General features: G+C 71.7%; 24 protein-coding genes. 12 read left to right on the plus strand and 12 right to left on the minus strand.

What is annotated here, in order from left to right; genetic code table 11:
• Positions 1–101: 101 nt before the first annotated feature.
• The 4 genes from Q0C12_RS06640 to Q0C12_RS06655 are packed head-to-tail and all read right to left on the minus strand — an operon-like array spanning position 102 to position 3,565.
• Positions 102–704, minus strand: coding sequence for a response regulator transcription factor (locus tag Q0C12_RS06640; protein ID WP_290887930.1), 603 nt, complete (start codon positions 702–704; stop codon positions 102–104).
• Entirely contained in the window at positions 701–1,822 is a 1,122-nt protein-coding gene (locus tag Q0C12_RS06645; protein WP_290887932.1) for a sensor histidine kinase, read from the minus strand. Before Q0C12_RS06645 ends, Q0C12_RS06640 begins: the two co-directional genes overlap by 4 nt.
• A 40-nt stretch (positions 1,823–1,862) precedes the next feature.
• On the minus strand, positions 1,863–2,636 hold the full coding sequence (locus Q0C12_RS06650) for an ABC transporter permease (RefSeq protein WP_290887935.1): 774 nt from the start codon (positions 2,634–2,636) through the stop codon (positions 1,863–1,865).
• A complete protein-coding gene (locus tag Q0C12_RS06655) occupies positions 2,633–3,565 on the minus strand; it encodes an ABC transporter ATP-binding protein (RefSeq protein WP_290887937.1) in 933 nt (310 codons plus the stop codon). Before Q0C12_RS06655 ends, Q0C12_RS06650 begins: the two co-directional genes overlap by 4 nt.
• Positions 3,566–3,799: 234 nt before the next feature.
• Here Q0C12_RS06655 and Q0C12_RS06660 point away from each other — a divergent pair, with 234 nt between their 5' ends.
• Entirely contained in the window at positions 3,800–5,302 is a 1,503-nt protein-coding gene (locus tag Q0C12_RS06660; RefSeq protein ID WP_290887940.1) for an aminotransferase class III-fold pyridoxal phosphate-dependent enzyme, read from the plus strand.
• A 143-nt stretch (positions 5,303–5,445) separates the two neighbouring features.
• Here Q0C12_RS06660 and Q0C12_RS06665 read toward each other — a convergent pair whose 3' ends face one another.
• Complete coding sequence (locus Q0C12_RS06665; RefSeq protein ID WP_290887943.1) at positions 5,446–6,627, minus strand: FAD-dependent oxidoreductase; 1,182 nt, start codon at positions 6,625–6,627, stop codon at positions 5,446–5,448.
• Positions 6,624–7,835 carry a 2-octaprenyl-6-methoxyphenyl hydroxylase gene (gene ubiH / locus Q0C12_RS06670; protein WP_290887946.1) on the minus strand — a complete coding sequence of 404 codons (1,212 nt, stop codon included), beginning with the start codon at positions 7,833–7,835 and terminating at the stop codon, positions 6,624–6,626. The genes Q0C12_RS06665 and ubiH overlap by 4 nt, the downstream gene beginning before the upstream one ends.
• A gap of 106 nt (positions 7,836–7,941) precedes the next feature.
• Between ubiH and Q0C12_RS06675 the strand changes: the two genes are divergently transcribed.
• From Q0C12_RS06675 to Q0C12_RS06685, 3 genes are read left to right on the plus strand one after another with little or no spacing between them, the layout of a single operon-like run.
• Positions 7,942–8,520, plus strand: coding sequence for a hypothetical protein (locus tag Q0C12_RS06675; protein ID WP_290888004.1), 579 nt, complete (start codon positions 7,942–7,944; stop codon positions 8,518–8,520).
• Positions 8,521–8,527: 7 nt separating this feature from the next.
• Positions 8,528–9,082, plus strand: a complete 555-nt coding sequence (locus tag Q0C12_RS06680; RefSeq protein WP_290887949.1) for a cob(I)yrinic acid a,c-diamide adenosyltransferase — start codon at positions 8,528–8,530, stop codon at positions 9,080–9,082.
• A 2-nt stretch (positions 9,083–9,084) separates the two neighbouring features.
• Positions 9,085–10,008 (plus strand): histone deacetylase family protein, encoded by a 924-nt coding sequence (locus tag Q0C12_RS06685; protein WP_290887952.1) that lies wholly within the window; start codon positions 9,085–9,087, stop codon positions 10,006–10,008.
• On the opposite strand, the gene msrB is transcribed toward Q0C12_RS06685, so the two are convergent.
• The gene (gene msrB / locus Q0C12_RS06690) at positions 9,995–10,390 is read right to left on the minus strand and encodes a peptide-methionine (R)-S-oxide reductase MsrB (RefSeq protein WP_290887955.1); all 396 of its coding nucleotides are present in this window, start codon (positions 10,388–10,390) and stop codon (positions 9,995–9,997) included. The two genes, Q0C12_RS06685 and msrB, sit on opposite strands and share 14 nt — an antisense overlap.
• A 70-nt stretch (positions 10,391–10,460) precedes the next feature.
• Between msrB and lptD the strand changes: the two genes are divergently transcribed.
• The 7 genes from lptD to Q0C12_RS06725 all read left to right on the plus strand — a co-directional run bounded on the left by lptD (position 10,461) and on the right by Q0C12_RS06725 (position 17,607).
• Positions 10,461–12,686, plus strand: coding sequence for an LPS assembly protein LptD (lptD, locus tag Q0C12_RS06695; RefSeq protein ID WP_290887958.1), 2,226 nt, complete (start codon positions 10,461–10,463; stop codon positions 12,684–12,686).
• Positions 12,687–12,725: 39 nt separating this feature from the next.
• Entirely contained in the window at positions 12,726–14,030 is a 1,305-nt protein-coding gene (locus Q0C12_RS06700) for a peptidylprolyl isomerase (RefSeq protein WP_290887961.1), read from the plus strand.
• Between the two features lie 5 nt (positions 14,031–14,035).
• Complete coding sequence (pdxA, locus tag Q0C12_RS06705) at positions 14,036–15,007, plus strand: 4-hydroxythreonine-4-phosphate dehydrogenase PdxA (protein WP_290887963.1); 972 nt, start codon at positions 14,036–14,038, stop codon at positions 15,005–15,007.
• On the plus strand, positions 15,004–15,816 hold the full coding sequence (gene rsmA, locus Q0C12_RS06710) for a 16S rRNA (adenine(1518)-N(6)/adenine(1519)-N(6))-dimethyltransferase RsmA (protein ID WP_290887965.1): 813 nt from the start codon (positions 15,004–15,006) through the stop codon (positions 15,814–15,816). The genes pdxA and rsmA overlap by 4 nt, the downstream gene beginning before the upstream one ends.
• Before the next feature lie 9 nt (positions 15,817–15,825).
• The gene (gene apaG / locus Q0C12_RS06715) at positions 15,826–16,206 is read left to right on the plus strand and encodes a Co2+/Mg2+ efflux protein ApaG (protein WP_290887968.1); all 381 of its coding nucleotides are present in this window, start codon (positions 15,826–15,828) and stop codon (positions 16,204–16,206) included.
• A gap of 1 nt (position 16,207) precedes the next feature.
• Positions 16,208–17,053: a symmetrical bis(5'-nucleosyl)-tetraphosphatase gene (locus tag Q0C12_RS06720; protein ID WP_290887971.1), complete on the plus strand. Its 846-nt coding sequence runs from the start codon at positions 16,208–16,210 to the stop codon at positions 17,051–17,053.
• Between the two features lie 83 nt (positions 17,054–17,136).
• Complete coding sequence (locus Q0C12_RS06725; protein WP_290887974.1) at positions 17,137–17,607, plus strand: hypothetical protein; 471 nt, start codon at positions 17,137–17,139, stop codon at positions 17,605–17,607.
• An 18-nt stretch (positions 17,608–17,625) separates the two neighbouring features.
• Here Q0C12_RS06725 and Q0C12_RS06730 read toward each other — a convergent pair whose 3' ends face one another.
• The 5 genes from Q0C12_RS06730 to Q0C12_RS06750 are packed head-to-tail and all read right to left on the minus strand — an operon-like array spanning position 17,626 to position 20,942.
• A complete protein-coding gene (locus Q0C12_RS06730; RefSeq protein ID WP_290888008.1) occupies positions 17,626–18,105 on the minus strand; it encodes a dihydrofolate reductase in 480 nt (159 codons plus the stop codon).
• A gap of 5 nt (positions 18,106–18,110) precedes the next feature.
• The gene (locus Q0C12_RS06735; RefSeq protein WP_290887977.1) at positions 18,111–18,905 is read right to left on the minus strand and encodes a thymidylate synthase; all 795 of its coding nucleotides are present in this window, start codon (positions 18,903–18,905) and stop codon (positions 18,111–18,113) included.
• A complete protein-coding gene (gene lgt, locus Q0C12_RS06740) occupies positions 18,905–19,795 on the minus strand; it encodes a prolipoprotein diacylglyceryl transferase (RefSeq protein ID WP_290887979.1) in 891 nt (296 codons plus the stop codon). Before lgt ends, Q0C12_RS06735 begins: the two co-directional genes overlap by 1 nt.
• Positions 19,796–19,822: 27 nt before the next feature.
• On the minus strand, positions 19,823–20,545 hold the full coding sequence (locus tag Q0C12_RS06745) for a TerC family protein (RefSeq protein ID WP_290887981.1): 723 nt from the start codon (positions 20,543–20,545) through the stop codon (positions 19,823–19,825).
• A 13-nt stretch (positions 20,546–20,558) separates the two neighbouring features.
• Complete coding sequence (locus Q0C12_RS06750; RefSeq protein WP_290887983.1) at positions 20,559–20,942, minus strand: diacylglycerol kinase; 384 nt, start codon at positions 20,940–20,942, stop codon at positions 20,559–20,561.
• 130 nt (positions 20,943–21,072) lie between these two features.
• Here Q0C12_RS06750 and Q0C12_RS06755 point away from each other — a divergent pair, with 130 nt between their 5' ends.
• Positions 21,073–21,750, plus strand: a complete 678-nt coding sequence (locus Q0C12_RS06755; RefSeq protein WP_290887985.1) for a DUF533 domain-containing protein — start codon at positions 21,073–21,075, stop codon at positions 21,748–21,750.
• Positions 21,751–21,756: the final 6 nt, after the last annotated feature.

Genomic DNA, 21,756 nt, shown 5'->3' on the forward strand with positions numbered 1-21,756 from the left:
GTAAACGCAGGAACTAGTGAAGAGGAACTAGGATCTAGTGAAAAGCCGCAGGCCCGCCGCCTTTACTAGTTCCTGGTTCCTCTTCACTAGTTCCTTCGCCTTCAAAGCCACCCCTTCGCCCGCGCCACCCGATACGCCTCGATCCGGTTCGCCGCGCCCAGCTTGCCGATCGCCTCCGACAAGTAATTGCGCACGGTGCCGTGCGAGAGGTGCAGCTTCTCGGCGATGTCGGCGCTGCGCGCGCCCTCGCCGGCCAGGCGCAGCACCTGGCGCTCGCGCTCGGTCAGGGGGTCTTCCTCGCCCCAGGCCGCCACGGCCAGCTGCGGGTCGATGACGCGGCCACCGGCGTGCACCTGGCGCAGGGCCGCCGCGAGCTGGCCCGAGGGCGCGTCCTTGAGCAGGTAGCCGCGCACGCCCGCATCCAGCGCGCGACGCAGGTAACCCGCGCGCGCGAAGGTGGTGATGATCACCACGCGCGTGGCCAGCCCGGCGTCGCGCACGCGCAGCGCCAGGTCCAGGCCGGTGAGGCCGGGCATCTCGATGTCGGTCACCAGCAGGTCGGGCGCCTGTTTCGCCACCGCGACCCACGCGGCCTCGCCGTCCCCGGCCTCGGCCACGACCTCCAGGTCGGACTCCAGGCCCAGCAGCGCCGCGATCGCGCCGCGCACCATCGCCTGGTCCTCGGCCAGCACCAGCCGGATCACGCGCCGGCCTCCAGCGCGCGCCGCGGCAGCGTGACCTGCAGGCGGGTGCCGCCGCCCGGCGGGCTGTCGACTTCGAGTTCGGCGCCAAACGCCGCCAGGCGTTCGCGCATGCCGGCCAGGCCGTTGCCCGGCGCGCCGGCGCCGCCGCGCCCGTCGTCGGCGATGCACAGCCGCAGTTCGCCGTCATCGGCGACCAGCTCGACCTCGACGCGGCGCGCCCCGGCGTGTCGCAGCACGTTGGTGACGGCTTCGCGCAGGGCCAGGGCCAGGGCCGATTCCAGCGCGGGATCCAGCGCCACCTGCGCCAATCGCTGGTCCAGGCTCACGTCGGCGGAAAGCAGGGCCAACCGCGCCGCCGCCAACTCCGCCTCCAGGCCGGTGGCGCGGATGCCCACCACGGCCTCGCGCACCTGGGCCAGCGCCTGCCGGGCGACGCTCTCGACCTCGCCGATCTGGGTGCGCGCGGCGGCCGGGTTCGAATCCACCAGACGGCCCGCCAGTTCACTCTTGAGCGCCACCAGCGACAGCGTGTGGCCCAGCAGGTCGTGCAGGTCACGCCCGATGCGCTCGCGCTCGGCCATGGCCGCCAGGCGCGCCACTTCGTCGCGGGTAAGCCTCAACTCGGCGTCGCGGCGCAGGCGCGCGCGGGTCATCAGCACGCCGGCGACCACCAGCACGCAGATCGCCGTCGCCATCGCCGCATAAGCCAGCGCCAGCGGGAGCGGCATCACCGCCAGGAAGCACGCCACCATCGCCGCCACCAGCAGCACCGTCACCGCGATGGCGCGACGGGCCGGCAGGATCGTGGCCGCCATCGCGCAGGCGTAGATCACGAAGGTGTTGCCGCCGGGCTGGATCGCGATCAGGGCCAGGCCCAGGATCGCCGTCGCGGCGACCAGGACGGATTGGCGCCGGCCGCGCCAGGTGCGGAAGGCGAAATACATCGGCAGGAACACCGCGATCGCCAGCACGCTGGCCACCCAGGCCCGCGCCGGGGCGTCGGTCCAGAAAGCCAGCGGCAGGAAGACGAACGGCAGGTAGACCAGGCCCAGCCACGGCCGCCCCATGAGCTCGTCGTAGGTCTCGTCTTCCTGCGGTCGCGGTGCGGGCTGGCCCATCGCTTTCCAGACTATCGGATTTCCCGCCATGGCCGCCGCCTCAGCCACGGCGCAGGCGGCGCGCGGCCAGGGCCAGGCACAGCGCCGTGGTGCCCAGCAGCACCGCGATGTGCAGTCCCCAGCGCACGTCCTGCGCCTGCCCCACCACGCCCAGCGCCATCCGCCCCAGGTGCCAGGCCGGCCAGACCACCGCCAGCTTCTGCAGCAGCGCCGGGAACGCGAAGATCGGGATCCACAGCCCCGACAGCACCGACATCGGCAGGTAGACCAGGTTGACCACCGCCACGGCGCCCTGCCCGCGCACCAGCGTGCCCAGCCACAGGCCCATGGCGCAGAACGGCAGCGTGCCCAGCAGCAGCGTCGCCACCAGCAGGCCCCAGGTACCGGGTGACATCCGCACGCCGCCACCGACCACCGCGGCGATCGTCAGCAGGCACACCACGGTGAAGCCAACGACCAGGCTCATCGCGATCTTGGCGAGGAAGTACACCAGCGTCGGCATGGGCGAGACGCGCTTGAGCTCGAGCCAGCCCTTCTCGCGCTCGATCGCCAGCCCGACGCCGAAGCCGAACAGCGCGGGGCCGATCACCCCGAACACGCCGTAGGTCGCGAGCAGGTAGGCGGCGCGCTCGAGCCCGCCCCACTTGCCCGGCAGCACCACCGCGAACAGCAGGTAGAACACCACGGGGAACAGCAGGGTCGGCAGGGCGAAGGCAGGCTGGCGCAGCACCGCGAGCAGTTCGTACCAGGCTTCGAGCGCCTGGATGCGCAGCAGCGAGGGGGCGGCGTGGGTGGACGAAGGCAGGGGATTCATGCGGCGTGCTCCAGGCGGCCGGCGGCCGCGGGATCTCGGGTCAGGGAAACGAAGGCCTCCTCGAGGCTCAGCGGGCGCACTTCCAGCTCGGCCAGGCCAGAGTCGGCCGCCAGCCAGCGGCGCAGCACCTGTTCGGCCTCGCGGGTCACCAGCTCGGTGCCGGCAGCGGTGGTGTCCACGCGCAGCACGCCCGGCCACGACGCCAGCTCGGCGGCCGCGACGGTGCTGTGGGCGCGCAGGCGCTTGCCGTCGGCACGGGCCTTGATGCCGGCCGGGCTGTCGTCGGCCAGGATGCGGCCGCCGGCCATCAGCACGATGCGATCGGCCAGTGCATCGGCCTCCTCGAGGTAATGCGTCGTGAGCACGATGCCCGTGCCCTCCTCGCGCAGCTGGCGCAGCACGGCCCAGAAGGCGCGCCGCGACTCGACGTCCAGCCCCACGGTCGGTTCGTCCACGAACAGCAGCGGCGGCCGCCCGCAGATCGCCAGCGCGAACTGCACCCGCCGCTTCTGGCCGCCCGACAGCGCGCCGTAGGGACGCCGCGCGAGGTCGGCGAGGCCGGCCAGGGCCAGGGTTTCAGCCAGCGGCCGCGGCGAGGGGTAGTAGCTCGAGAACAGGCGCACGTGCTCGGCCACCCGCAGGGTGTCGGGCAGTTCGCCGTCCTGCAGCATCACGCCGATGCCGCGGCGCCGGCGCGGGTCGCGCGGGTCGCCGCCGAACAACTCGGCCCGGCCGGCGTCCGGACTGAGCCGGCCGGTGAGCAGCCCGAGGGCGGTGGTCTTGCCGGCGCCGTTGGCGCCCAGCACGGCCAGCACCTGGCCGGCGTGGATGGCCAGGTCCACGGCCTCCAGGGCCTGGACGGCGCCGTAGCGCTTGCCGGCGGCGGCGAGCCGGGCGAGGACGGGCGGGCGGTTCGGATCAGGGGACATGGCGGGGCTCCTCTTGGGCAGGGCCAGTGTCCCGACCGCGCGGGTGGCGGCGCAGTGGCCGGCGTCAACGATCCCGCCTGACAGCTGTCATCCGCGGCCGCCGCGGATTCAAACGCTTGGGGGTTACGCGCCCTTCACCGCGGTGGTAACATCCGCCGCAAGTATTTGATTTTCAACGCAAGACCCGACGCGCGAGGGCCCGCCTCGCGTCTTGCTTTGGGTCCGGAGCCCGCCATGAACCTGATCGACACCCTCAAGCCCCTGCGCAGCCACGCTGGCAAGGTCCGCACCGCCGGCCTGGACGACGCCACCGTGCTCGATCTCGCCGGGCGCTATCCCGAGCTGGTGGAGGCCGTCGAGGCCGCCGTCGCGCAGCACGCGGCCATCGCCGCCGAGTTCGCCGACCTGCTCGACCTCGACGAGCAGGCGCAGATCGACGCCGTGCAGGCCGGCTTCGTCAACTTCTACCCCGATGACGCGGTGAACCCGTACGTGGCGATCGCCGCGCGCGGCCCTTGGGTGGTCACGCTCAAGGGCGCGGTGATCCACGACTCCGGCGGCTACGGCATGCTCGGCTTCGGCCACGCCCCGAAGGCCGTGCTCGACGCGATGGCCAAGCCGCAGGTGCTGGCCAACATCATGACCCCGTCGCTGTCGCAGCTGCGCGTCGTGCGCGCGCTGCGCAAGGAAATCGGCCACACCCGCGGCGGCTGCCCGTTCGCGAAGTTCCTGTGCCTCAACTCCGGCTCCGAGTCGGTGTCGCTGGCCGGCCGCATCGCCGACGTCAACACCAAGATCCACACCGACGCCGGTGGCCGCCATGCCGGCAAGCGGGTCAAGCGCATCGCGGTCAAGGGCGCCTTCCACGGCCGCACCGAGCTGCCGGCGCTGTACTCCGACTCCTCGCGCAAGAACTACCTGCAGCACCTGGCCAGCTACAAGCACCACAACGACCAACTCATCACCATCGAGCCCTACTCGATCGAGGGCCTGAAGCAGGCCTTCGCCGACGCCGAGGCCAATGGCTGGTACTTCGAGGCCATGTTCCTCGAGCCGGTGATGGGCGAAGGCGACCCGGGCCGCGCGGTGCCGCCGGAGTTCTACGCGGTGGCGCGCGAGCTGACCAAGGCGCACGGCACGCTGCTGCTGGTGGACTCGATCCAGGCCGGCCTGCGCGTGCACGGCGTGCTCTCCATCGTCGACTACCCGGGCTTCGAAGGCCTGGAGGCGCCGGACATGGAAACCTACTCCAAGGCGCTCAACGGCGGCCAGTTCCCGATGTCGGTGCTGGCGGTGAACGAGCGCGCCGCCGGCCTGTACCGCAAGGGCACGTACGGCAACACCATGACCGCCAACCCGCGCGCGCTCGACATCGCATCGACCGTGCTGGGCCTGCTGACGCCGGAACTGCGCCGCAACATCGTCGAGCGCGGCCGCGAGTTCCTCGACAAGATCAACGCGCTCAAGGACGAACTGGGCGGCGGCCTGATCACCCAGGTCCAGGGCACCGGCCTGCTGTTCTCGTGCGAGCTGCACCCGCAGTTCAAGTGCTTCGGCACCGGCTCCACCGAGGAATACATGCGCGAGCGCGGCATCGGCGTCATTCACGGCGGCACCAACTCGCTGCGCTTCACCCCGCACTTCGCCGTCACCAGCGGCGAGATCGACCTCGTGGTCTCCCACATCCGCCACGCCCTCCTCCACGGCCCGCGCAAGTCCCAGGCCGAGGCGGCGTAAGCACAGGTCCGGCTTCGGTGTGGGCGCCTTGATTCGAACGCGGATCAGAGCGGATCAAATCGGATAAAAGCGGATAAAACAGAGAAGGGATTGGGTTTTCGCGGATTGCATCAGCCGTCGAAAAACCAACCTATTCGGACCCCTCACACCCCGGCGGCGCGGCGCCAGAGGGCGCGGGTAACCGGGGTGAGGCGGTTGGCGAGGCCGAGGGCGTGGCCGCGCAGCAGGGTCGGCCACATGGCGTCGTTGCTGAAGACGCGGTTGATGGTTTCGAAGGAATGCGCCGCCACGGCGTTCTCGCTGCGGCGGGTACGCTCCCAGCGGGCCAGGCGGTGCGGCGCCGCGAAGTCGGCGTGCACTTCCGCCGCGCGGCGCCAGGACGCGCGCAGCGCGGCGACGTCGCGCAGGCCCAGGTTCACGCCCTGCCCCGCCAGCGGATGCACCGCGTGGGCCGCGTCGCCGACCAGCAGCACCCGACCTGCCACGTAGTCCCGGGCCAGCTGCCGGCGCAGCGGGAACGCCGCGCGCGCCGACACCGCGGTGACCTCGCCCAGGCGCGCATCGAAGGCGCGCGTGAGCTCGCGCAGGAAGCTCGCGTCGTCGGCCGCCAGCAAACGCTGCGCTTCGGCCTCCGGCAGCGTCCAGACGATGGAGCTGCGGCCATCGGCGCAGGGCAGGAAGGCCAGCGGACCGGTGGGCAGGAAGCGCTGCCAGGCAGTGTCCCCGTGCGGCGATTCCGTGTGGACGTAAGCGACCAGGCCGCGCTGGCCATAGTCGTGGGCCTCGGTGTCCAGGCCCACAGTTGCGCGCACGCGCGAGGCGGCGCCATCGGCGCCGACCACCAGCCGCGCACGCAGGCGCTGGCCGTCGCCGAGCACGGCGGTGGCCGCATCGGCATCCTGCTCGATCGTCGCCAGCGTCGCCGGCACCACGCGGCGCAGCGAGGGCTCGCGCCCGCAGGCCGCCCACAGGCGATCCACCAGCAGCGAATGCTCGACGATGTGGCCCAGGTGGTCGCGGCCGAAGGCATCGGCGTCGAAGTCGAGCTCGCCGCCGCCGGCGGCATCCCAGACCCGCATGCGCCGGTAGGGATGCGCGCGCGCCGCGCGGACCGATTGCCAGGCGCCGAGGTCGTCGAGCAGCGCGGCGTTGTCCGGCGCGAAGGCGTACACGCGCAGGTCGGCGTCGCCGGGCGACCACGCGGCGGGCTCATGCGCCTCGACCAGCGCCACGCGCAGTCCATCGCGCGCGGCGGCCAGCGCGGTGGCGCTGCCGACCACGCCGGCGCCCACCACCACCAGGTCAAAGGTGTCGCGCCGGCTCATGCGCGCCCCCGGGAGAGTCGAGGCACGCGTCCGCGGAAGCCCATCGCCCCGGCCACCAGCGGATCCGCCAGCCCGGGCACGTGGCCCAGCGCCAGCAGGCCGAGCGAGCGCAACACGTGCAGCGGGAAACCCTCGCTCGCCGTGATGCGCGCGAGGCCGTCGCTGAAGGCCAGGGTGCGCTCGCGATCCTCGCGTCGCGCTTCGGCGTAGGCATCGAGCAAGGCTGCGGCACCGGGATCGTCGCCGGACAGCACCTCGGCCAGCGTGAGTGCGTCGCGCAGGCCAAGGTTGAAGCCTTGCGCGCCGATCGGGTGCAGGGTCTGGGCGGCATTGCCCATCACCACGCCGCGCGGCGCGGTGAGGCGTTCGGCCACCAGGCGGGTGATGGGATAAGCACTGCGGGCGCCGACCCGCGTGATGCGGCCCGCGCGCCAGCCGAAGCGCCGCTGCAGATAGTCGCGATACGCCGCGTCGTCCATCGCCAGTGCAGCCTCCGCGGCCTCGCGGCGCACGCCGCAGATGCCGCCGTAGTGGCCGCCCGCCATCGGCAGCAGGGCCACCGGGCCTTCCGGGGTGAAGCGCTCGTAGGCGGTGCCATCGGGCGCGCGGTCGGTGGCGACGCTGCACACCAGCAAGGTCTGGCCGTAGTCGTGTTCCTCGGCGCCGATGCCCCAGGCGGCGCGCGCCAGCGAGCGGCTGCCGTCGGCGGCCACCAGAAGCCGGGTGCGCAGGCGGCGGGTGGCGCCGTCCTGCTCGAACGTGACGACCGGGCCGTCGGGGTCGGGCGCGACCGCGACCACGCGCGCCGGGCGATGGCGCACCAGCCCGGCGCAATCGGCCAGCCGCGATTCCAGCGCCTGGCCCAGCTCGCACGCCAGCACCACGCCGCCGAACTGCTCGCGACCGTGGTCGGCCGCGGCCAGGCGCACGCTGCCGAAATCGCCGGCGCGGCTGACGTGGACGCGGCGGATCGGCGCCGGCGGGGTCGCCAACCGCGGCAGGACATCCAGCGCCGACAGCGCATTCAGGCTGGCCAGGGCCAGCGCCAGCTTGCGCTCGTCGAAGCCGGGGGCGCCGGCCTGCGGCGGGCTGGCCTCGACCTGGCCGACGCGCCAGCCGCGGCCGTCGAGCGCGCAGGCCAGCGCGCTGCCGACCAGGCCGCCGCCAAGGATGAGGATGTCGTGATCGAAGCCGTCGGTGCCGGGCATGGCGGGATGATACGCGCCCGTCCGGTGAAGGCCCATGCATGGCCCGCTCGGGGCGCAGTTCGTCTAAAATGCGGGCCTGTCCTCCGGAAGCCCGCTCATCATGACCCTGACCCACCGTTCGCGACTGGCCGTGTTCCTGGTGCTCGCCGCCGTCATGGCCGCGACCCGGCTCAATCATTTCGGCCTGGTGCCGGACGCGTCGTGGGCGGTGTTCTTCGTCGCCGGTTTCTACCTGCGCGGCAGCGTGCGCTGGGCCTTCCCGGCGCTGATGGCATTGGCGGTGGCGGTCGACTACCTCGTCATCACCGGCAGCGGCCAGAGCTTCTGGAGCCACTACTGCATGTCGCCCGGCTACTGGTTCCTGGTGCCGGCGCATGCGGCGATGTGGCTGGGCGGCAGCCTGCTGCGCCGCGCCTACCGCGGCCTGGAGCCGCGCGCGCTGGCGCTGCTGGCGGTGTCGGTGTTCGCCTCGGTCGCCGCCTGCCACTTCTTCGCGCAGGGCGGCTTCTACTGGCTGGCCAGCGCCGTCGCCGAGCCCACCGTCGCCGGCTGGGCCAAGAACTACGCCGACTGGTTCCTGCCCTACCTGCGCAACGCCAGCGCCTACGTCGCGGCCGCCGCCGCGCTGCACGTCGTGGCGACCTGGGCCCTGGCCCGCCGCGCCGCCGTCGCCACCGCGCGCTGAGGCCGCCATGGGCAACCGGCTGTCGAAGATCTACACCCGCACGGGCGATGACGGCAGCACCGGCCTGGGCGACGGATCGCGCGTGGCCAAGGACTCCGCCCGCGTCACCGCCTACGGCACGGTGGACGAGGCCAACTCGGCCATCGGCATCGTGCTGGCCTGCGATATCCCGGAGGAAGTCCGCAGCGTGCTGGTGTCGGTGCAGCACCAGCTGTTCGACCTGGGCGGCGAGCTCTGCATCCCGGGCCACGCCGCCATCTTCGACGCCGACATCCAGCGCCTGGAAGACCAGCTCGACGCCTTCAACGCCGACCTGCCGCCGCTCAAGGACTTCATCCTGCCCGGCGGCGGCCTGGCCGCCGCGCACTGCCACCTGGCGCGCACCATCTGCCGCCGCGCCGAGCGCGAGTCGGTCACGCTCTCGCACCACGACGCGGTGCGGCCCGAGGCCATCCGCTACCTCAACCGCCTCTCCGACCTGCTGTTCGTGATCGCCCGCGTGCTGGCGCGCGCCAGCGGCCACGGCGAGGTGCTCTGGAACCACGAGCGCCGGAAAGGCTAGGCGTGCTGCTTTACACCCACCCCGCCTGCCTGGCGCATGATCCGGGCGCCGGCCACCCGGAATGCCCGGCGCGGCTGGAGGCGGTGCTGCACGCGGTGCGCGCCAACTTCCCCCTGGCGCCCTGGCGCGAGGCCCCGCGGGCCGGGCGCGATGCCCTGTTGCGCGTACACACCCGCGAGCTAGTGGCGCGCGTGCTCGACACGCCGTTCGAGGCCAGCCTGCGCCTGGACGAAGACACCGCGATGTCGCCCGATTCGCCCGAGGCCGCCCTGCGCGCCGCCGGCGCCGGCATCGCCGCGGTCGACGCGGTGATGCGCGGCGAAGCGCGCCACGCCTTCTGCGCCGTGCGCCCGCCCGGCCACCACGCCACCGGACCGGTGGCGATGGGCTTCTGCCTGTTCAACTCGATCGCGGTGGCCGCCGCGCACGCCGTGCACGTGCACGGGCTCGAGCGCGTCGCGATCATCGATTTCGACGTGCACCACGGCAACGGCAGCCAGGACATCTTCGCCAGCGACGCGCGGGTGATGTACGCCAGCTCGCACCAGCATCCGCTGTACCCGAACTCCGGCCTCGCGCACGAGCGCGGCGTCGGCAACGTGGTCAACGCAACGCTGTCGCCGGGTACCGACGGCGAGGCCTTCCGCCACGCCTGGCGCGAGCACCTGCTGCCGCAGGTGGACGCTTTCCGTCCGCAGCTGGTGCTGGTCTCGGCCGGCTTCGACGGCCACCGCCTCGACCCGCTCGCCGACCTGATGCTCGAGGCCGACGACTACCGCTGGCTGAGCGCCGAACTCGCCGCGCTCGCCGACCGCCACGCGGGCGGGCGGCTGGTGTCCATGCTCGAAGGTGGCTACAGCCTGGCGGCGCTGCGGGCCTGCAGCGTGGCCCACCTGCACGGGTTGGCCGGCACTACGCCGGCCTGAAGTCCAGCGCGGCGGAATTGATGCAGTAGCGCAGCCCGGTCGGCTGCGGCCCATCGGGGAAGACGTGGCCGAGGTGGGAATCGCAGGCCGCGCAGCGCACCTCGACCCGGCGCATGCCGTGGCTGGCGTCCTCGTGCTCGCCCACCGCGCCGGCGGCCACCGGGCGCGTGTAGCTGGGCCAGCCGCTGCCCGAGTCGTACTTGTCCTCGGACGCGAACAGGTCGGCGCGGCAGGCCGCGCAGACATAGGTGCCTGTGGCGTGGTGGTTCCAGTACTTGCCGGTGAACGCCCGCTCGGTTTCCGAGCAGCGGCAGATGGCGTACTGCTCGGGGCTCAGCTCGGCCCGCCACTGGGCGTCGGTCTTTTCGATCTTGGCGGTCATTCCCGTGCCTTCGTGTTGCCCCGTCAGGCGCCTTGGGCCAAGCTATCACGTCTTTTCCAGGGATGCCTCCGTGCGCCGTCAAGCCCTTCGACTGCTTCCGCTCTGCCTGGCCATCGCCGGCGCAGCCCGCGCACAGGACCCCGCACCCGCCGCCGACTGGGCGCTCTGCCCCTCGCCCGAGGGCCTGCCGCTGTTCCAGCCGCTGGCCGATCCGGCCGTGGCCACCGACCCGGCCACGCTCGCCACCGACATCAGCGCCGAGAACCTCGACGTCAGCGGCCGCGACACCACCGTGTTTGAAGGTGGCGTCGAACTCCGGCGCGGCGGGCAATGGCTGGGGACCGACAAGCTCACCTATTCGCACGACAGCGAACGCTTCGTCACCGAGGGCCCGGTGCGCTTCCAGGACGACGGCATCCGCTTCACCGCCGACCAGGCCGCGGGCGACCAGAAGGCCGACACGATCGTGCTCGACGGCGTGCAGTACCAGTTCAACCAGGACGCCGGCAACGGCCGCGCCGACCGCATCACGATGCGCGGCGAGCTGGGCGAGATGGAGGGCGGCACCTACTCCACCTGCCCGCCGGGGCAGCGCCAGTGGGAGTTCTCGGCCAGCCGCATCGACGTGGACCAGGAAGAGGCGATGGGCACCGCCCGCAACGCCACCCTGCGCCTGGGCGGCGTGCCGGTGCTGTGGCTGCCCTACCTGCGCTTCCCCACCGACGACCGTCGCCGCACCGGCCTGCTCTCGCCCAAGATCGGCTTCGACGACCGCAACGGCTTCGACTACGAGCAGCCGATCTACCTCAACCTCGCGCCGAACTACGACGCGACCCTGCTGCCGCGCTACATGTCGCAGCGCGGGCTGATGCTGGGCGGCCAGTTCCGTTACCTCACCGCCAACAGCCGCGGCGTGGTCGAAGGCAGCTGGCTGGGCAACGACGACGAACCCGGCCGCGGCTACGACCGCGGCGTCGCCTCGCTGCGGCACACCACGTCGCTGGGCCCGAACTGGTTCATCAACGCCGACCTCAACCACGTCAGCGACGTCTTCTACTTCGACGACTTCAACGACTCGCTGGCGTCGACCTCGATCACCCTGCTGCCCAGCACTGCCGGCCTTTACGGCCGCGGCTACGGCTGGACCGCCAGCCTTTCCGCCCAGCGCTGGCAGATCGCCAACCCGCTGGTGCTGCCGGGCACCGAGCCCTACCGCCGACTGCCCGCCGCCGACCTGCGCTGGAACAAGGCCCTGTTGCCCTGGATGGAATTCGGCGTGCAGGCCGAGGCCGTGCGTTTCGACCACGAAACCCTGGCCGGTGGCGAGCGCGTGGACCTGCGCCCGACCCTGCGCCTGCCCTTCGGCGGCGCCGCCTGGTACGCCACGCCCGAGTTCTCCTGGCGCTACACGCGCTGGTCGCTCGACGGCGGCCTGCTGGCGCCGGGCGCCGACCGCTCGCCCACCCGCAGCCTGCCGATCACCCGCTTCGACGCCGGCGCCTTCTTCGAGCGCGAGTTCAACTGGGGCGACGGCCGCCTGCTGCAGACGCTCGAGCCGCGCCTCGTCTATCTGAACGTGCCCTACCGCGACCAGGACGACCTGCCGCTGTTCGACACCCAGCCGCTGACCTTCAGCTGGCCCGGCCTGTTCCGCGACAACCGTTTCGGCGGCGCCGACCGCCAGGGCGATGCCGACCAGGTGACGCTGGCCGTGACCAGCCGGATCCTGGACACCGCCGACGGCCGCGAGCGCCTGAGCGCCAGCCTCGGCCGCATCCACTACTTCGACCCGCCCCGGGTCACCGTGCCCGGCGCCCCGCCTCTGTCCGACGACGGCTCGGCCTGGGTCGCCGAGGCCAGCCTTGCGCTGGGCCAGCGCTGGAGCCTGGGCCTGGCCCAGCAGTGGGACCCGGACCGCGAGCGCACCAACCTTTCGGCCGTGCGCAGCCAGTGGCGCTTCGGCGAGGGCGGCCTGGTGAACGCGGCCTACCGCTACCGCGCCGACGTGCTCGAGCAGGGCGACCTGTCCTTCGTGCTGCCGGTGAACGACCGCTGGCGCGTGCTCGGCCGCTGGAACTACTCGCTGCGCGACCGCGAGACGCTCGAGGCGATGGGCGGCATCGAGTGGAAGAGCTGCTGCCTGGCGGTGCGCGTGCTGGCGCGGGAATACATCCGTGAATTCGGCGGTGACCGCAACCTGGGCATCTACCTTGAGCTGGAGCTGAACGGCGTCGGCAGCCTGGGCCGCGACACGGCCCGTTTGCTTGATGATGCTATCCTTGATTACTCCCGTTGAACCCATGGCGCCGGCCCCGGCGCCGGAGCCACGACCCGCATGAAGAACGCCCTGACCCTCCTCCTCGCCGGCCTGCTGGCCCTGGGCTCCGCCCTCGCCCCGACCCCGGCGCTGGCCCAGGACACCACGCCGCTGGACAGCATCGTTGCCGTCGTCGACGAGGAGGTGATCCTGCGCAGTGAACTCGACCGCGCCGTGGGCAACATCCTGGCCCAGTACGCCAACCAGCCCGGCCAGCTGCCGCCGCGCGACATCCTCGAGCGCCAGGTGCTCGACCGCCTGGTGCTGATGCGCCTGCAGCTGGTGCGCGCCCGCGACAACGGCATCCGCGTCAGCGACGGCGAGCTCAACCAGGCCATCCAGGCCGTCGCCGCCCGCAACCGCATGACCCAGGACCAGCTTCGCACCCGCCTGCTGCAGGACGGCCTGGGCTACGAGGAATTCCGCAACAGCCTGCGCGAGGAGCTGATGCTCGAGCGCCTGCGCCAGAGCTACGTCCAGTCGCGCGTGCAGGTCAGCGAGGCCGAAGTGGACCAGCTGCTCGCCGTGCGCGAGATGGGCGGCCCCGAAGTTCGCCTGTCCAACATCCTGGTCGCCCTGCCCGATGGCGCAACCCCGGAGCAGATCGCCACCGCCGAGCGCAAGATCGCCGGCATCCGCGAAGTGATCATGCGGGGCGAACTCGACTTCCGCGCCGCCGCGATCCGCTACTCCGACGCCTCGAACGCCCTCGAGGGCGGCGATATCGGCTGGCGCGGCTACGACGCCCTGCCGCAGAACTACGTCGGCATGATCCGGGCCATGTCGCCGGGCGAGATCAGCCAGCCGCTGCGCGGCCCGAGCGGCTACCAGCTGGTGCAGCTGGTCGAGACCCGCGAAGCCGGCCGCCAGACCGCCATCGAATACAACGCCCAGGGCATCCTGGTGCGCCCGACGCCGACCCTGCCGCCGGAGGCCGCGCGCCAGAAGATCGAGGACCTGCACCGGCGCCTCGTCGCCGGCGAGGACTTCGCCACCCTGGCCCGCGAGAATTCCGACGACACCCTGACCCGCGCCGACGGCGGCGACATGGGCTGGTTCGCGATCAACGCCTGGGGCGCCGCGATCGGCAGCCAGATCCAGCAGCTGGCCGACGGCGAACTGTCCGCGCCCTTCCAGAGCGACAGCGGCTGGCACGTCATCCGCCGCCTGGGCGTGCGCGAGCAGGACGTCACCGAGCTCAACCGCCGCAACCAGGCCCGCGAAGTCATCGGCACGCGCAAGGCCGAGGAAGAGTTCGAGCGCTTCCTGCGCCAGCTGCGGTCCGAGGCCTACGTCGAGACGCGCCTCGCGGCCGCGGGCTGAGCCCCGTGCGGACCCGGCTGGCCCTGGTTCCTGGTGAGCCGGCCGGCATCGGGCCCGAGCTCTGCGTCCGGCTGGCCCAACGGCCGCCGGATGCCTCCCTGGTCGCCTACGCCGACCCCGATGCCCTGCTGGCCGCCGCGGCGGCGCTGGGCCTGCCCCTGCGCCTGCTCGATCCCGACCGCGACGCCGGCGCGGGCGAGCTGGCCCTGCAGCCGGTGCGCCAGGCCCATGCCACCCGCTTCGGCCAGCCGGACCCGGCCAACGCCCCGGCCGTCATCGCGGCCCTGCACCAGGCCGGCGCCGCCTGCCTGGCCGGCACCCTGGACGGGCTGGTCACCGGGCCGGTGCACAAGGCCAGCATCAACGCCGGCGGCATCGCCTACACCGGCACCACCGAGCTGCTGGCCGCGCAGGCCGGCGTCGAGGTGGTGATGATGCTGGCCAACCCCCGCCTCCGCGTCGCCCTGGCCACCACCCACCTGCCGCTGCGCCTCGTGCCCGACGCCATCACCCGCGACGGCATCCGACGCACCCTGCGCATCCTGCACGCTGCCCTTCGCCGCGACTTCGGCCTGGACGCCCCGCGCATCGCCGTGCTGGGCCTGAACCCGCACGCCGGCGAGGACGGCCACCTCGGCCGCGAGGAGCTCGACACGATCATCCCCGTGCTCGAAGCGCTGCGCGCCGAGGGGCTGCAGCTCGAAGGCCCGCTGCCCGCCGACACCGCCTTCCTGCCGCAGAAGCTGGCCGGCTACGACGCGGTGCTGGCGATGTACCACGACCAGGGGCTGCCCGTGCTCAAGCACTCGGGTTTCGAGCAGGCCGTGAACATCACGCTGGGCCTGCCCTACCCGCGCGTGGCCGTGGACCACGGCACGGCGCTCGACCTCGCCGGCCGCGGCAGCGCCGATCCGTCCAGCCTGTTCGCCGCCAGCGCGCTGTGCGCGCGGCTCGCCCGCCACCGGAGGCCCGCATGAGCCACTTCAAGGCACCGCCCAAGAAGAACCTCGGCCAGCACTTCCTGGCCGACCGAAGCTACATCGACCGCATCGTGATGGCGGTGAACCTGAAGCCGGGCGACCGCCTGGTCGAGATCGGCCCGGGCCAGGGCGCGATCACCTTCCCGCTGCTGCGCAAGCACGGCGAGCTGACGGTGATCGAGTTCGACCGCGACCTGATCACGCCGCTGATGGAGGCCTCCGAGGGCGTGGGCCGGCTGACGATCATCCACAAGGACGTGCTGCAGGTGGACTTCAGCAAGCTGGCCGGCGACGAAGGCCCGCTGCGCCTGGTCGGCAACCTGCCCTACAACATCTCCTCGCCGATCCTCTTCCACGCGCTCGAACACGCCGGCGCGGTGCAGGACATGCACTTCATGCTGCAGAAGGAAGTGGTGGACCGCATGGCCGCCGATCCCGGCAGCAAGGTCTACGGGCGCCTGAGCGTGATGCTGCAGGCCTACTGCAGCGTCACCTCGCTGTTCGACGTGCCGCCGGGCGCGTTCCGGCCGCCACCGAAGGTGGACTCGGCGGTGGTGCGGCTGGTGCCCAAGCCGGCGGCGGACATCGGCATCGCCGACCCGGCGCTGTTCGAGCGGGTGGTGCGCGATGCCTTCGGCCAGCGCCGCAAGACCCTGCGCAACGCGCTCTCCCAGGTTTGCACCGGCGCCGACATCGAGGCCGCGGGCCTGCGCCCGGACGCCCGCGCCGAGCAGCTGGCGGTTGCGGATTTCGTGCGACTGGCGCAATTCCTCGGTGCGCTGCCCCCGGCCGACCGTCCTGCGTAGAATGGCGGCATGGAATCCCCGCAGCACGCCATCGAGGTGATCGTCGCCACCCGCTTCCTCGAGGACCAGTCGATCCCCGAGGACGACCGCTACGTCTTTGCCTACACCATCCGCATCGTGAACCTGGGCGAGGTGCCGGCCCGCCTGCTCAGCCGCCACTGGATCATCACCGACGCCAACGGCAAGGTGCAGGAGGTCCGCGGCGAGGGCGTGGTGGGCGAGCAGCCCTGGCTGCGGCCGGGCGAGCACTTCGAGTACACCTCGGGCGCCGTGCTCGAGACCCCGCTGGGCACCATGCACGGCAGCTACCAGATGCTGGCCGACGACGGCACCTCGTTCGATGCGTTGATCGACCCGTTCACCCTGTCCATCCCGCGGACCCTGCACTGACATGGCCACCTACGCCATCGGCGACGTGCAGGGCTGCTACGACGCGCTGCAGCGCCTGCTCGAAAAGATCCGCTTCGACCCGGCGGCCGATCGCCTGTGGTTCTGCGGCGACCTGGTCAACCGCGGCGGCCAGTCGCTCGAAACGCTGCGCCTGATCCACTCGCTGGCCATCCACAGCACCATCGTGCTGGGCAACCACGACCTCTCGCTGCTGGCCATCTCCACCCGCCGCGAGGCCGACCAGCGCAAGGTCAACCCGGACCTGCAGCGCGTGCTGTTCGCCGACGACCACGAGGTGCTGATCGGCTGGCTGCGCCGGCAGAAGCTCTTCCACGTCGACCGCACGCTGGGCTTCGCGATGGTGCACGCCGGCCTCGCGCCGAAGTGGACCATCAGCCTGGCCGAGGCGCGTGCCCGCGAGGTCGAGGAAAAACTGCAGGGCGACGGGTTCTTCAAGCTGGTCAAGAACATGTACGGCGACAAGCCGGCCTGGTCGCCCAAGCTCACCGGCGTCGACCGGCACCGGGCGATCATCAATGTCTTCACCCGCCTGCGCTACTGCACGCCGGCCGGCCGCATCGGTTTCGAGGACAAGGGCCGGCCGGGCACCCAGAAGCCGGGCATGTACCCGTGGTTCGAAGTGCCGGGCCACGCCACCCGCGAGCTGCCCCTGGTCTGCGGGCACTGGTCGACCCTGGGCTTGTTCATGGGGCTGGGCGTGTATGCCATCGACACCGGCGCGGTCTGGGGCGGCAAGCTCACCGCGATGGAGCTGGGCCCCGAGCTGCGCCTGCACCAGGTTGCCGGCCGCGACCCCCCGGACGGCAGTCCCCGCGGCGACGACTGAGTCGCGTCGCCCCTTTTTTAGTGCAGGGCCTCGGTACTGGCCCAGTATGGTCTTGAGTCAGGCTGCAAAGGAGAAACCCACCCATGAACCGATCCATCCCCGCCCTCGTGCTCGCCCTGTCGCTGCTCGCCCCGGCGGCCTTTGCCCAGCAGGGCGCCGATGCCGCGCAGAAGATGGTCGCGCTGCAGGCCGAGGTGGCCCAGGGCAAGCAGGCCTACATCTCGCGCCAGCTGGCGATGGACCCGGCCGAGCAGGCCGCGTTCTGGCCGGTCTACGACAAGGTCCAGGAGGAACTGGCCGAGCTCGCCGAGCGTCGCCGCGCCAACGCCGCCGCGGTGGCCTACGGCCTGCGCACCGAGCTCGATGAGGACGACGCCGAGGACCTGGCCGACGAGGCCGTGGCGATCGAAGTCGACCAGGCCAAGCTGATGGAGCGCACCTACCGCACGCTCAGCCGCGCCATCGCGCCGAAGAAGGCCCTGGCCTACGTGCAGGCCGAGGCTCGCCTGGCCACCCTGCAGCGCTACGAGATCGCGGGCAGCCAGCTGCCCTGATCCGCCCGCCGGCGCCGCTCAGCGGCGCCGGTACTCGACGAACGCGAAGGCGAAGGCATGGCGCGCATCCGCGCCGTGCGCTTCCCGCGACACCACCTGCCAGTCCGCCGGGTCGAATGCGGGGAAGAACGCGTCGGCGGCGTCCACGGCGGTATCCACGTGCGTGAGGTGCATGCGCGTGGCCAGCGGCAGCGCCAGCGCATAGACCTCGCCGCCGCCGATCACCATCAGCTCGTCCGCGCCGCAAACCGCCTGCGCGCGCGCCAGCGAATCCACCGCCTCCATGCCGTCGAACGGCACCCGGCTGCCGCGCGTGAGCACGAGATTGCGCCGGCCCGGCAGCGCGCGACCCAGGGATTCCGCGGTCTTTCGCCCCATCAGCACCGGCTTTCCCAGGGTCAAGGCCTTGAAGTGCTTCAGGTCGTCGGGCAGCCGCCAGGGCAGGTCGTTGCCGCGGCCGATGGCGCCGGCGCGATCGAGCGCCGCCACCAGCACCAGCGCCGTCACACCGCCACCGGGGCCTTGATGGCCGGGTGCGGGTCGTAGCCTTCGATGGCGATGTCCTCGAAGCGCATCGTGAACAGGTCGGTGGCCTCCGGCGCCAGCACAAGGCTCGGCAGCGGCCGCGGCTCGCGCGACAGCTGTTCGCGGGCCTGGTCGAAGTGGTTGGTGTACAGGTGCGCGTCGCCCAGCGTGTGCACGAAGTCGCCCACGCCCAGCCCGCAATGGCGCGCCACCATGTGCGTGAGCAGCGCGTAGCTGGCGATGTTGAACGGCACGCCCAGGAAGATGTCGGCCGAGCGCTGGTAGAGCTGGCAGCTCAGCTTGCCGTTGGCGACGTAGAACTGGAACATCGTGTGGCAGGGCTGCAGCGCCATCGCCGGCAGGTCGGCCACGTTCCAGGCGCTCACCACCAGCCGGCGCGAGTCGGGATTGCGCCGCAGTTCGTCCACCACGTTGCGCAGCTGGTCGATCTCGCGGCCGTCGGTGCCGGTCCAGCGCCGCCACTGCTTGCCGTAGACCGGGCCCAGCTCGCCGTCGGCGTTGGCCCATTCGTCCCAGATGCTGACCTTGTTCTCGCGCAGGTAGGCGATGTTCGTCTCGCCGCGGATGAACCACAGCAGCTCGTGGATGATCGAGCGCAGGTGCAGCTTCTTGGTGGTGACCAGCGGGAAGCCTTCCGACAGGTCGAAGCGCATCTGCCAGCCGAACACCGAGCGGGTGCCGGTGCCGGTGCGGTCGGCCTTTTCCGCGCCGTGTTCCAGCACGTGCCGCAGCAGTTCGAGGTACTGGCGCATCAGGTCGGCTTCACGTTGGAAAGATCGGGCTGCAGGGTCGGCGCCGTGTGCGACTTCCAGAGCAGGAACAGGCCCAGCAGCACCAGCGGCAGCGACAGCACCTGGCCCATGGTCAGCCAGCCGAAGGCGAGGTAGCCGAGGTGGGCATCGGGCTCGCGCACGAACTCCACCAGGAACCGGAACGACCCGTAGAGCAGCGCGAACAGCCCCGACACGGCGTAGCGCGGCCGCGGCTTGCGCGAGTAGAGCCACAGCGCCGCCATCAGCAGCACGCCCTCGAGGAAAGCCTGGTAGAGCTGCGAGGGATGCCGCGCGTAGGCGTCGAGCGCGCCGCTGGCGTGCAGCTGGCGCAGCTGCTCGACCGGCTGCACCGCCAGCTCGGCCGGCAGTGCGTCCGGGAACACCACGCCCCAGCCGCCGCCGGTGGGCTTGCCCCAGAGTTCGCCGCCGATGTAGTTGCCCAGCCGGCCGAAGCCCAGGCCCAGCGGGATCAGCGGCGCCACGAAGTCCATCACGTCGAAGAAGTGCCGGCGGTGCCTGCGCGTCCACCACGCCGCCGCCAGCATCACGCCCAGCAGGCCGCCGTGGAAGCTCATGCCGCCCTCGTTGATGCGCAGGATCATCAGCGGGTTGGCCAGGAACTCGTCGAAGACGTAGAACAGCACGTAGCCCACGCGCCCGCCCAGCACCACGCCGAGCATGCCGTAGAACAGCAGGTCGCCGAAGGCCTCCTCGTTGATGCCGGGCAGCCGGCCGCCGCGGATGCGCCGCGTGCCCAGCCACCAGGCGCCCAGGAAGGCCAGCAGGTACATCACGCCGTACCAGTGGATGCCGTGCGGCCAGAAAGGCAGCGGGACGGCGATCGGGTCGATGTCGTGCAGCAGGGTCATGCAGGCTCCGTCGGGGCGTGGCGGCGGCTAGGTTGGCCGTCGTTTCTTGCGCTGCGAGAGGATGTTCAGGGTCTCCACGCCGGCCGAGAAGGCCATCGCGAAGTACAGGAACTTGCGGTCGATGTGGTAATCGAAGCCGTCGGCCACCAGGGCCACGCCGACCAGGATGATGAAGGTGAGCGCCAGCATCTTCACCGTCGGATGGCGGTCGATGAAGTCGCCGATCGGGTTGGCCGCGAACAGCATCACCGCCACCGCCATCAGGATCGCCGCCACCATCACCCAGCGGTTGTCGACCATGCCGACCGCGGTGATCACCGAGTCGAGCGAAAACACGATGTCGATCACCGCGATCTGCGCGATCACGTAGCCGAACACGGCGGAGGGCTTGGTGGTGATGTCTTCCTCGTCCTCGCGGCCCTCGACCGAGTCGTGGATCTCCATCGTGCCCTTGACCAGCAGGAACAGGCCGCCGGCGATCAGCACCAGGTCGCGCACCGAGAAGTCCTGCCCGAACAGGCTGAACAGGTTGTGCTGCATGCTGGCCAGGAACGCCAGCGACAGTAGCAGCAGGATGCGGGTGACGCAGGCCAGCATCAGGCCGAAGCGGCGCGCCTTCGGGCGCTGCTCGGGCGGCAGCTTGCTCACCGCGATCGAGATGAAGACCAGGTTGTCGATGCCCAGCACGATCTCGAGCGTCGCCAGGGTGAGCAGCGCGATCCACAGTTCAGTGCTGAAAAGCCAATCCATCGCGCAGCAGCCTTTAGAGATAACGGGGGCCGAGGATCAATCCCCAGCACAGCAGCACGTTCATGTCGGCCAGGAACACCGCCGCCGAGCCCATGTCCTTGGCGCGGCCCGCGAGCTCGTGGTGTTCGGCGCCCCAGCGGTCCACGACCGCCTCGACCGCCGAGTTGAGCACCTCGACCACCAGCACGCCCAACAGCGAGCCGACCAGCAGGGCGCGTTCGACGCCATCGGCGCCGAGCCAGAGGCCCAGCGGCGCCAGCACCACGAACAGATAGACCTCGAGCCGGAAGGAGGACTCGAGCTGCCAGCAGGCACGCAGGCCCTGCAGCGACCACACGAACGCGTTCCAGACCCGGAACGGGCTGCGCGGCGCGTGGCTGCCGTTGCTGTCGGCCATCGGGGTCCCGGGGTGGAAGGGCGAGGGCCGCATTTTGACACATCCGCCCTGCCCGTCCGTCCCTGACCTTGTGCACTGGGGCGGGCCACCCCATTCTCGAAAACTCACCCCTGCGACCACGGAGCCGAAAATGTTCAACCCCGAGCAACTGCTGGGCCAGCTGATGGGCGACGCGATGTCGGGCCAGCTGGGCGGCCGCAAGCGCAAGCGCTCAAAGTCCGGCCTGGGCGCCCTGCTGGGCGGCTCGGGCGGGATGTCCACCGCGACCAAGGCCAAGGTCGGCCTGGGCCTGCTGGGCGTGGCCTACGCGGCCTACCAGCACTACTCGCAGCAGGGCGGCGCCGCGACCCCGGCCCCGCAGCCGGTGATGGGCCCGGTTCCGCCGCCCGCGCCGCCGGCCGCCGGGGCGATGCCGCCCCCGCCCCCGCCGGCCGTCAACCCGTCGCCGGCCCGGGTCGAGGAGGCCATGCACCTGCTGCGCGCCATGATCACCGCGGCCCACGCCGACGGCCTGATCGACGCCGACGAGCGCGAGGCCATCCTCGGCCGCGCCCGCCAGGCCGGCATGGACGCCGACAGCCTGCGGGCGCTCGACGCCGAGATCCGCGCGCCGCTCACGCTCGAACAGCTCACCGTGCGCACGCCGGCCGGCCAGCGCGCCGAGACCTATGCCGCAGCGCTGATCGCCATCACCGCCGACACCGCCGAGGAGCGTGCCTTCCTCGACAAGATGGCGGCGCAGCTGGAACTCGATGCCGCGACGCGGGCCGACATCCACGCCCAACTCGGCATCCCCGCCATGCCCTGACATTGT

Source organism: Arenimonas sp., assembly GCF_022842045.1.
GTDB lineage: Bacteria > Pseudomonadota > Gammaproteobacteria > Xanthomonadales > Xanthomonadaceae > Arenimonas.

What these genes read in the sequence shown, in the direction of transcription:
- Q0C12_RS06645 (WP_290887932.1), bottom strand. Translation starts at nt 1,822, where the DNA reads ATGGGCCAGCCCGCACCGCGACCGCAGGAAGACGAGACCTACGACGAG.
- Q0C12_RS06650 (WP_290887935.1), bottom strand. Translation starts at nt 2,636, where the DNA reads ATGAATCCCCTGCCTTCGTCCACCCACGCCGCCCCCTCGCTGCTGCGC.
- Q0C12_RS06655 (WP_290887937.1), bottom strand. Translation starts at nt 3,565, where the DNA reads ATGTCCCCTGATCCGAACCGCCCGCCCGTCCTCGCCCGGCTCGCCGCC.
- Q0C12_RS06660 (WP_290887940.1), top strand. Translation starts at nt 3,800, where the DNA reads ATGAACCTGATCGACACCCTCAAGCCCCTGCGCAGCCACGCTGGCAAG.
- Q0C12_RS06665 (WP_290887943.1), bottom strand. Translation starts at nt 6,627, where the DNA reads ATGAGCCGGCGCGACACCTTTGACCTGGTGGTGGTGGGCGCCGGCGTG.
- ubiH (WP_290887946.1), bottom strand. Translation starts at nt 7,835, where the DNA reads ATGCCCGGCACCGACGGCTTCGATCACGACATCCTCATCCTTGGCGGC.
- Q0C12_RS06680 (WP_290887949.1), top strand. Translation starts at nt 8,528, where the DNA reads ATGGGCAACCGGCTGTCGAAGATCTACACCCGCACGGGCGATGACGGC.
- msrB (WP_290887955.1), bottom strand. Translation starts at nt 10,390, where the DNA reads ATGACCGCCAAGATCGAAAAGACCGACGCCCAGTGGCGGGCCGAGCTG.
- Q0C12_RS06700 (WP_290887961.1), top strand. Translation starts at nt 12,726, where the DNA reads ATGAAGAACGCCCTGACCCTCCTCCTCGCCGGCCTGCTGGCCCTGGGC.
- rsmA (WP_290887965.1), top strand. Translation starts at nt 15,004, where the DNA reads ATGAGCCACTTCAAGGCACCGCCCAAGAAGAACCTCGGCCAGCACTTC.
- apaG (WP_290887968.1), top strand. Translation starts at nt 15,826, where the DNA reads ATGGAATCCCCGCAGCACGCCATCGAGGTGATCGTCGCCACCCGCTTC.
- Q0C12_RS06720 (WP_290887971.1), top strand. Translation starts at nt 16,208, where the DNA reads ATGGCCACCTACGCCATCGGCGACGTGCAGGGCTGCTACGACGCGCTG.
- Q0C12_RS06725 (WP_290887974.1), top strand. Translation starts at nt 17,137, where the DNA reads ATGAACCGATCCATCCCCGCCCTCGTGCTCGCCCTGTCGCTGCTCGCC.
- Q0C12_RS06735 (WP_290887977.1), bottom strand. Translation starts at nt 18,905, where the DNA reads ATGCGCCAGTACCTCGAACTGCTGCGGCACGTGCTGGAACACGGCGCG.
- lgt (WP_290887979.1), bottom strand. Translation starts at nt 19,795, where the DNA reads ATGACCCTGCTGCACGACATCGACCCGATCGCCGTCCCGCTGCCTTTC.
- Q0C12_RS06745 (WP_290887981.1), bottom strand. Translation starts at nt 20,545, where the DNA reads ATGGATTGGCTTTTCAGCACTGAACTGTGGATCGCGCTGCTCACCCTG.
- Q0C12_RS06750 (WP_290887983.1), bottom strand. Translation starts at nt 20,942, where the DNA reads ATGGCCGACAGCAACGGCAGCCACGCGCCGCGCAGCCCGTTCCGGGTC.
- Q0C12_RS06755 (WP_290887985.1), top strand. Translation starts at nt 21,073, where the DNA reads ATGTTCAACCCCGAGCAACTGCTGGGCCAGCTGATGGGCGACGCGATG.